Source organism: Parasynechococcus sp., assembly GCF_042954245.1.
Lineage (GTDB): Bacteria > Cyanobacteriota > Cyanobacteriia > PCC-6307 > Cyanobiaceae > Parasynechococcus.
Genome location: NZ_JBGKDP010000217.1, coordinates 1 through 8,771, shown reverse-complemented (window position 1 = coordinate 8,771; position 8,771 = coordinate 1). Strand labels below are relative to the sequence as shown.

The window sequence follows — 8,771 nt, the reverse complement described above, 5'->3', positions numbered from 1 at the left end:
AGCCTCTCGCAAGAACTGAAGGGCGCTGTTTGGTGTTTTGATCTCGTGCCGGAGGCGCAGGCCTCGATGCCATTGGATTGGACTGCGGCGGTGGATCAGCTCCTGCAGGCCACAACCTTGGTGTGGCACGACACCGATAAGAAGGGCCGCCCCCGGGAGCGGGATTGCCGCCCCGCGTTGAAGGCGCTGCACGTGACGGATCAGAACGCCAATGGATCCGTTCGGCTTCGCTTGGAAGCAGCGGTGGATGAGATGGGCCGAAGCTTGCGCCCTGCTCAGATTCAGCACTGGCTTGCCGAGACCGTTGGCCAGCCCTTGCAGGTGCAACGCTTGGCGCGAGAGGCCCTGCTCCTCAGTGCACAGTGCTAGCTTGGTTAGAGAACAGATGTTTCGTCCGTCAGGACCAACCTTGTTCCGGTCCTGTCTGATCCAACACGGATATCGAGGTCCACTATCACGGCTTGCATGGCGGTCTTTTTTGGAACCCCCAAGCCTGAGTCATAGGAGTTTTTGCTCCGCAACCTTTTGGCCTTGCTGACCAGCTCAGATCTTTCCATCAACCCGTGAGGGAGAACCGGCAGGTTCCTCAACGGATTTGGCCCTCAATCGGGCTCAACCAGTTCTCTTATGCCCCAGCAAATTGTCATCGCGGAGCAGCTGCGCATCGCAGCAGTGCTGACCGATGAACGTGTTGATGAACTGATCGTCGCGCAGGGTCGTTATCAGATCGGAGATGTCTATTTAGGAACGGTTGAAAATGTTCTGCCAGGTATTGATGCTGCCTTTGTCAATATTGGTGAGAGTGAGAAAAACGGGTTCATTCATGTCACCGATCTTGGGCCGCTGCGTCTGAAGAAAGGTTCGGCTGGGATCACTGAACTTCTGGAGCCTCGCCAAAAGGTTCTAGTTCAAGTGATGAAAGAACCGACCGGTACCAAGGGCCCACGGTTGACGGGAAATCTTGCTCTGCCAGGTCGCTACCTGGTGCTTCAGCCCCATGGCCAGGGGGTCAGTATCTCCCGGCGCATCAGTTCCGATGCAGAACGGAACCGATTGCGTGCCCTGGGTGTTCTGATCAAGCCGCCTGGAGCTGGCCTGCTGATCCGTACGGAAGCCGACGGCATCAGCGAAGACTTGCTGATTGAGGATCTGGAATCCTTGTTGCGCCAGTGGGAGGCGATTCAGCAAGCCGCTGAAACAGCTGCACCCCCTGTGCTGCTCAACCGTGATGAAGACTTCATCCATCGGATTCTGCGGGACCACATGGGCCCGGATCTGGCCCGGGTTGTGGTGGACGATGCCGCCGCTGTGGGCCGTGTTAGCAGTTTCCTTGGTGCTGAAGCCAGCCATGTGCTGGTGGAATCGCACAGTGAACCCATCGAGTTGCTGGAGCACTACAAGGTCAATGCCGCCATCCGCGATGCGCTGAAGCCGCGGGTTGATCTGCCGTCCGGTGGTTACGTGATCATCGAGCCCACCGAAGCACTCACGGTGATCGATGTGAACTCGGGCTCGTTCACACGATCGGCCAATGTGCGCGAAACCGTGCTGTGGACCAACTGTGAGGCGGCGATCGAAATCGCTCGACAACTCAAGCTTCGCAACATCGGTGGGGTGATCATCATCGACTTCATCGATATGGATTGCCGTCGTGATCAGCTCCAGCTGCTGGAGCATTTCACGACAGCCGTCCGTGACGACTCAGCTCGCCCTCAGATCGCGCAGCTCAGTGAACTGGGCCTGGTGGAACTCACCCGCAAGCGTCAAGGGCAGAACATCTACGAACTCTTCGGCCGGGCATGTCCCAGCTGTGGTGGTCTGGGCCATGTGGCCGTTCTCCCTGGCAAAGACCTGCTTCAACCTCTGGCGACGGCCACGGGATTGGTGCGCTCGGCGGCCTCTGCCCGCGCTGAAGTTGTTTCGCCTGGAGAGAACGGTGGGAATGGCCGGAGGCGGCGCGGTGGTCGAGGGCGTGGCGGTCAGGATTTCGTCCTTCCGGTCGAGACGTCCGACACCACTGCCCCTGAGGTGTCGACCCAAGAGGCTCAGGAGCTCGCGACTGCCCGTCGTCAGGACCCTGAATTGGTTGCCGTCCCCATGACGGACGAGCAACAGCAGTTGTTTGGTTGGCTGGGGTTGAACCCTTCCCTGTTGTTGGAGGAGCCCCCTGCATCCGACAACGTCGTGGTCAGGGTTGTGCGTCCTGGTGAGGACGAGCAGGAGGTGCTGGAGGCGGCACGTCAACAATTGACGGCCAGTTCCGGACGGCGCCGTCGTCGCGGCGGACGGGGCGGTCGTTCAGGCTCACGCAATGGGGTGAGTCAGCCCACTGCGAACCCTGCCGCTGAGACGCCCGTTGTCGTTACCTCATCCGCCCCGGATGAGTCGGCACCCCTGATGGTGGAGATCACCCCCTTGGAGGCGGTGACCAATCTGATGATCACCGAACCAGAACCGGCCCCCATCAGCGAACCGGCTGAGCCCGAGCCCGTGGCAGTGGCGGAAACAGCTGAGCCTGAGGAGCCTCGCCGTCGCCGTCGTCGCTCCTCGGCTGTCGCCACGGTCTGAGGAGGATGATCGCGCAGGAGTCCCTCCCTCTCGGGAGGGACGTGGCTGGTGTGGATGAAGTCGGTCGCGGTTGCTTGTTCGGTCCTGTTTTTGCGGCCGCTGTGGTGCTCGAGGGCTCAGCGGCCGAATGTCTGTTTAAGGCAGGGCTGACCGACAGCAAAAAACTGTCGGCCAAGCGTCGGGCTGCTCTTGTTCCCTTGATTCAGTCGCTGTGTGTGGCATCCGGTTTAGGCCAGGCGTCAGCGCGAGAAATTGACGCCTGCGGCATCCGCGTTGCCACTGAACGCGCCATGTTGCGGGCTCTGCAGAGACTGCCCCAGATCCCTGGACTTGTGCTGGTGGATGGCAATCTTCCCCTTCGGCTGTGGCCGGGCCCGCAGCGCACGGTGATCGCAGGCGATAGTCGATCAGCGGCCATTGCTGCGGCCAGTGTTCTGGCCAAGGAGGCCAGGGATGCACTCATCCGGCGCTTGTCGGCTCGCTTCCCTGGTTACGGACTCGAGCGCCATGCGGGCTACGGCACGGCGCAGCATCGTCTGAGCCTGATGGCCTCAGGCCCCACGCCCCTGCATCGGCAAACGTTCTTGAAGCGTCTGCTCGGTTGAGCTTGGCGCCTCTGTCTCCTGACACCAGCTGCGGTAGTCGTCGATCAGCTGCTGGCCAACTCGGGCTTTGATGCTAATGAGGATGCCACTCAAGATTGATTCGCCCGTTGATTCCAACACCCGCTTGGGGATCAGCTTGAGCAGTGATGGCTGGCTCACGCTCACCGACAGATGGGCATGTCCCTGAAGCCCGCTGGGTGTGGAGGTCAGCCGAGCTTCAAGATTCAGGGCGAAGTCGTCAACGACCCCCAAACCCTCCAGCTCGCAGTCGAGGGCCTGCATCACCAACGTGTCGCCTTCTATGTGGATCTGGAGGGACACCACGGGTTTCACGTAGAGCTGAAAGACCTGCAGGCTGGTCACCACATAGCGGTAACGCCCTGGCTGCAGGCGGGTGAGCTGTTTGGCGTCCAGCAAGGCCTCGAGGACGCGCTCCTCCTCCAGCAGGTAAGTGGGCAGCCGCTCTGCTTCGGTTCTGACAGGCAGATCAAGCTTTTGACTGGCTTCGAAGGCCAGGGGCATGGACTTCGCCTGACGCGGCATGATCTTATCGAGTCCATGCAGTGCGGCTTCGATGCCTACACGTCTCGCATTCCTTGGCCCAGCCGGGACCTATGGCGAACAGGCCGCCCGGGTGTTGATCGAACAGGACGCTCTTGAGGATGTCCAGCTGGTGCCCTGCGTCGGGCTTCGATCGATTGTGGAACAGCTGGCGGGAGGGCAGTGTGATGCAGCTGTTGTCCCGATTGAGAACTCGGTTGAGGGGGGGGTGACAGCGACCCTCGATGCGCTGTGGTCCCACCCCGAGCTTTGTATTCGCAGGGCTTTGGTGCTTCCGATTCAGCACGCTCTACTGGGGAGTGGGCCGCTCAGCAGAATCACGGAAGTGCTCTCCCACCCGCAGGCCCTGGCCCAGTGCAGTGGCTGGTTGGCGCAGCATCTGCCCGATGTATTGCAACTGCCCACCTCATCCACGGCTGAAGCAGCTCGCATGGTGGCGGGCAGTCCCTTCCGTGCTGCGATTGCCTCCCAGGCCGCTGCCCGAGAACACGGGTTGGATGAGCTGGCGTTTCCTGTGAACGATGTTGCAGGAAATCGCACCCGTTTTCTGCTGTTGCGTCGTGGGCAGCGCAGTGAGCATGGCGATGTGGCTAGCCTAGCGTTCTCATTGCATCGCAATGCACCGGGGGCCTTGCTGGAGGCTCTGGCCTGTTTGGCTGAGCGGGGCCTGAACATGAGTCGGATTGAATCACGACCGTCCAAACGGGAGTTGGGGGAATACGTCTTTTTTGTGGATGTGGATCTTCCGCCGGATCCATCAACGGCTCTGGCGGATCTGATCGCCCAGTTGCAGCCTTTGTGTGAGCATCTCGCCCATTTCGGTGCCTACCCCAGCAGTGATCTCAGCAGCTGCTGAACATCAAGAGCTGTTGAGGATCAGTCTTTTCTGATCCGAAAGACGCCGAACTGCATCAGGCCGGTGTCGAAGGCCCAGTGCATCAGCAACAACGTAGGCGTTTCTCTCAGGCCTTGAAGGACCGCTTTGGGTCCCAGGCTGAGCACAGCCCAGGGACGTCGGATGCCCTCGACGATGGAGTCAATCCATGAGGGAAGCGTGGCCTGGGTCCAGTCGTCGGTGAGGACCTCACCACGGTTGTGGACGCTTTTGTCGAGGTTCTGGCGGAACCCCTTGATACTGGCGAATTCAGGGTGGACCCACTGGTTGAGCAGCTGACGCATCACCCAGCGTTCGGTTCGCGTCATGCCGCCATCGGACGGGTCGCGGCGGTTCCAGTCGGCCACAGCAAGCAGCCCCCCAGGGCGCAGTACCCGCAGCAGTTCATCGGCATATCGCTGTTTATCCGGCATGTGTGGGCCAGCCTCTACACTCCAGATCGCATCAAAGCTCTGATCGGGCAGTTGAAGATCCAAGGCGTCCATCACCTGGAAGCGGCTGGTCAGACCTGATGGAGTGAGTTGGGTCGCTCGTTTCACCTGGGCTGGGCTGATGCTGATGCCGAGAACGTCCAACCCGTAATCCCGCGCCAGGATTCGGGCACTGCCACCGATGCCACATCCCACATCCAGCACCCGGCTGCCGGCTGGGAGTTGGTCTAGACCGCTCCATCGCACCAGCTCGTGGACGAAGGCTTCCTTGGCTTCGCGGAAGTCGCAGGAGCCGGGCGGGGTCCCGTAATGGCCGAGATGGACGTGCTCTCCCCAGAGCTGCTCCAACAAACGGTCTTCTGTCCAGGCGTCGTAGGCGGAGGCGACACTCTCCGACGATTCGTAGCTCCGGTCGCGGCGAAGCCACAGCGCAACTCCGGTGGCCCCAACGGCGCCGGCCATCACCAGCAGAGATTCCAACATCACTTCAGATCCATCAACACAGTGCGGGCCGCCAATTGGCGTCGGGTGTGATCCAACATTTCAAACTGCTGACTCAACCGTTCGTGGGTGTCGGTCAGTTCCAGGAGACTCTGTTGCGCCGAGGCCGCCTGATCCAGATGGGCGCCGATCCAGAAGGAGAGCTCCCGTGGTAAATCAGGCAGATCGTCAGGCAATTCCACCTCTCGATTCTGCAGTTTGCTGGTTAGCTGAACGACGTCGCTCAAGGCTTCGCTGACCTTATCCCGCAGGCTGTTGAGCAGGTCGGTGTCGGCTACAGGCTCATCCTCCAGCCAGCTCACCATCGCTGTTCTGTAGGGCGTTTCCCGCGTGATGTTCAGCAGCCGGAACCGCTGTTGGCCCAACGAAACGATGTAGCTGCGACCGTCTTCAGTTGTTTGATGCTGAAGCACCTCAGCGCAGCAACCGATCTCGGCCATTTCGCCGTTCTCAGGGTTGATGCGAACAATGCCGAATCGCTTGTCCGTCTCCAGAACCGTCTGGAGAAGCATCCGATAACGCGATTCAAAAATGTGCAGCGGCAGGAGCTGCTGCGGGAACAACACGACGTCCGGTAGGGGGAACAGGGGAAGCTCCCTCACAGAAAGATCGGACACGAATGCCGTATTGTAGGCAACTGAATCCTAGGAAAATGAAGCTCTGATCGAACGGATCAGAGCTTCACTTCGATGTCCACACCACTGGGGAGATCAAGCTTCATCAGCGCATCGATGGTTTTGGCTGACGGGCTGTAGATGTCGATGATCCGACGGTGGGTGCGGGTTTCGAAGTGCTCGCGGGAGTCCTTGTCCACGTGGGGAGAGCGCAGAACGCAGTAGATCTTGCGTTTCGTGGGCAGGGGGATCGGACCGATCGCGGTTGCAGCGGTGTTATCGGCCGTTTCAATGATTTTCTCGCAAGAGAGATCCAGCATGCGGCGGTCAAACGCCTTCAGGCGGATGCGGATCTTTTGCTGAGCGATGGCAGTGGACATAAGGAGGGGGGCGAAAAAGCTTCGAGGTCGAAGGAGGACTTCAGTTGTCGAGGTTCTGAGAAATGTAGGAGATGGGGGGCTGAGCTCCTCCATCTCCTGCCGTGTGGTTCAGCTTGCGCTGATCACTCGATGATCTTGGAGACCACGCCAGCACCGATGGTGCGGCCGCCTTCGCGAATAGCGAAGCGCATGCCCTGCTCGATGGCGACGGGGCAGATCAGCTCACCGGTCATCTGGATGTTGTCACCAGGCATCACCATTTCCACATTGGAACCGTCTTCCGCGGTGAAGGCGGTGATTTGGCCGGTCACGTCCGTTGTACGGATGTAGAACTGCGGGCGATAGCCAGCGAAGAAGGGAGTGTGGCGGCCGCCTTCTTCCTTCTTGAGCACGTACACCTGACCCTCGAACTTGATGTGGGGGGTGATGGAACCGGGCTTCACGAGCACCATGCCGCGCTCGATATCTTCCTTCTGGATGCCGCGTAGCAGCAGACCAACGTTGTCGCCAGCCATGCCTTCATCGAGCAGCTTGCGGAACATTTCCACACCGGTGACGGTGGTCTTGCGGGTGTCCTTGATGCCGACGATTTCGATCTCTTCGCCGACCTTGACGATGCCGCGCTCGATACGGCCGGTGGCCACGGTGCCGCGACCGGTGATGGAGAAGACGTCTTCGACAGCCATCAGGAAGGGCTTGTCCACTTCCCGCTCAGGCTCAGGAATGCTGGCGTCAACAGCCGCCATCAGTTCCTCGATCTTGGCTTCCCACTCAGCCTCGCCTTCGATTGCCTTCAGGCCGGAGACCTGAACCACGGGGATGTCGTCGCCGGGGAAGTCGTAGCTGGAGAGCAGTTCGCGGATCTCCATCTCCACTAGCTCGATAATCTCTTCGTCATCGACCATGTCGCACTTGTTCAGTGCAACCACCAGAGCGGGAACGCCCACCTGCTTGGCCAGCAGGATGTGCTCCTTGGTCTGAGCCATCGGGCCATCGGTGGCGGCACACACCAGGATGGCGCCGTCCATCTGAGCAGCACCGGTGATCATGTTCTTCACATAGTCCGCGTGGCCAGGGCAGTCCACGTGGGCATAGTGACGGGTCTCCGTTTCGTACTCAACGTGAGCGGTGTTGATGGTGATACCACGCTCACGCTCTTCAGGGGCTCCGTCGATGTCGGCGTAGTTCTGAACTTCAGCCTGGCCCTTCTTGGCGAGCACGTTGGTGATCGCAGCGGTGAGGGTGGTTTTGCCGTGGTCAACATGGCCGATGGTGCCGATGTTGACGTGGGGCTTGTTCCTTTCGAACTTCTCGCGTGCCATGGGTGTTTAAAGAATCGAGGGTTGGAATTGGAGGAGTTTAGAGATCAGGAATTGCCCTGATTCTTGGAAATGATGGCCTCAGCCACATTGCGAGGAACTTCGGCGTAATTGTCGAATTCCATCGAGAAAATGCCCCGGCCCTGGGTCATGGAGCGGAGCTCGGTGGCGTAACCGAACATCTCGGCAAGGGGCACCTTGGCCGAGATTTTGGACGTGCTGTCATCGATGGACTGGCCCTCAACTTGACCTCGACGGGAGGACAGGTCGCCGATGATCGAACCAAGGAAATCCTCGGGAACTTCGACCTCGACTTTCATCATCGGCTCAAGCAGCACAGGACTGCACTTCTTGACGCCGTCCTTGAAGGCCATGGATCCGGCGATCTTGAACGCCATCTCCGAAGAGTCGACGTCATGATAGGAGCCATGCACCAAGGTGCACTTCACATCGATGAGGGGGTATCCGGCGATCACACCAGATTCGCAGGTCTCCTTCATGCCCTGCTCGGCGGGCTTAATATATTCCTTCGGAACGACACCGCCCACGATCTTGTTGACGAACTCAAAGCCGGAGCCGGGCTCACCTGGTTCCATTTCGATCACAACGTGGCCGTACTGGCCCTTACCGCCGGTCTGACGGGAGAACTTACCTTCGCCACCTGCGGAACCACGGATGGTTTCGCGGTAAGAGACCTGAGGTGCTCCGATGTTAGCTTCCACCTTGAACTCGCGCAGCATGCGGTCCACCAGGATTTCCAGGTGGAGTTCGCCCATGCCGGCGATCACGGTCTGACCGGTCTCGGCATCGGTGTTGACGCGGAAGGTGGGATCCTCTTCAGCCAGAGCAACAAGGGCCTTGGAGAGCTTCTCCATGTCGCCCTTGGTCTTGGGCTCC

9 protein-coding genes and 1 pseudogene are annotated in these 8,771 nt (G+C 59.8%); 4 read left to right on the top strand and 6 right to left on the bottom strand.

Features of this window, described 5'->3' with window-relative positions; all coding sequences use genetic code 11:
- From ACGVJ8_RS09835 to ACGVJ8_RS09825, 3 genes are all read left to right on the top strand, one after another.
- Positions 1-369 (top strand): DUF2344 domain-containing protein (locus tag ACGVJ8_RS09835; RefSeq protein ID WP_392347659.1); only part of this gene is annotated, 369 nt, incomplete at its 5' end.
- A gap of 258 nt (positions 370-627) precedes the next feature.
- Positions 628-2,568 carry an Rne/Rng family ribonuclease gene (locus tag ACGVJ8_RS09830; RefSeq protein WP_392347657.1) on the top strand — a complete coding sequence of 647 codons (1,941 nt, stop codon included), beginning with the start codon at positions 628-630 and terminating at the stop codon, positions 2,566-2,568.
- A 5-nt stretch (positions 2,569-2,573) separates the two neighbouring features.
- A complete protein-coding gene (locus ACGVJ8_RS09825) occupies positions 2,574-3,173 on the top strand; it encodes a ribonuclease HII (RefSeq protein ID WP_392347655.1) in 600 nt (199 codons plus the stop codon).
- On the opposite strand, the gene ACGVJ8_RS09820 is transcribed toward ACGVJ8_RS09825, so the two are convergent.
- Positions 3,120-3,716: a DUF1997 domain-containing protein gene (locus tag ACGVJ8_RS09820; RefSeq protein WP_392347653.1), complete on the bottom strand. Its 597-nt coding sequence runs from the start codon at positions 3,714-3,716 to the stop codon at positions 3,120-3,122. The genes ACGVJ8_RS09825 and ACGVJ8_RS09820 overlap by 54 nt on opposite strands.
- A 31-nt stretch (positions 3,717-3,747) precedes the next feature.
- Between ACGVJ8_RS09820 and pheA the strand changes: the two genes are divergently transcribed.
- Positions 3,748-4,590 (top strand): prephenate dehydratase, encoded by an 843-nt coding sequence (pheA, locus tag ACGVJ8_RS09815; RefSeq protein WP_392347651.1) that lies wholly within the window; start codon positions 3,748-3,750, stop codon positions 4,588-4,590.
- 20 nt (positions 4,591-4,610) lie between these two features.
- Here the strand turns inward: pheA and ACGVJ8_RS09810 are convergent, their stop codons facing one another.
- From ACGVJ8_RS09810 to fusA, 5 genes and pseudogenes are all read right to left on the bottom strand, one after another.
- The gene (locus ACGVJ8_RS09810; RefSeq protein WP_392347649.1) at positions 4,611-5,543 is read right to left on the bottom strand and encodes a methyltransferase domain-containing protein; all 933 of its coding nucleotides are present in this window, start codon (positions 5,541-5,543) and stop codon (positions 4,611-4,613) included.
- A complete protein-coding gene (locus tag ACGVJ8_RS09805; protein ID WP_392347647.1) occupies positions 5,543-6,178 on the bottom strand; it encodes an LON peptidase substrate-binding domain-containing protein in 636 nt (211 codons plus the stop codon). The genes ACGVJ8_RS09810 and ACGVJ8_RS09805 overlap by 1 nt, the downstream gene beginning before the upstream one ends.
- A 56-nt stretch (positions 6,179-6,234) precedes the next feature.
- Positions 6,235-6,555, bottom strand: a complete 321-nt coding sequence (gene rpsJ, locus ACGVJ8_RS09800; protein ID WP_011363346.1) for a 30S ribosomal protein S10 — start codon at positions 6,553-6,555, stop codon at positions 6,235-6,237.
- Positions 6,556-6,677: 122 nt separating this feature from the next.
- Complete coding sequence (gene tuf, locus ACGVJ8_RS09795; protein WP_392347646.1) at positions 6,678-7,877, bottom strand: elongation factor Tu; 1,200 nt, start codon at positions 7,875-7,877, stop codon at positions 6,678-6,680.
- Between the two features lie 44 nt (positions 7,878-7,921).
- Positions 7,922-8,771 (bottom strand): annotated as a pseudogene (fusA, locus tag ACGVJ8_RS09790) (elongation factor G); the annotation flags it as partial.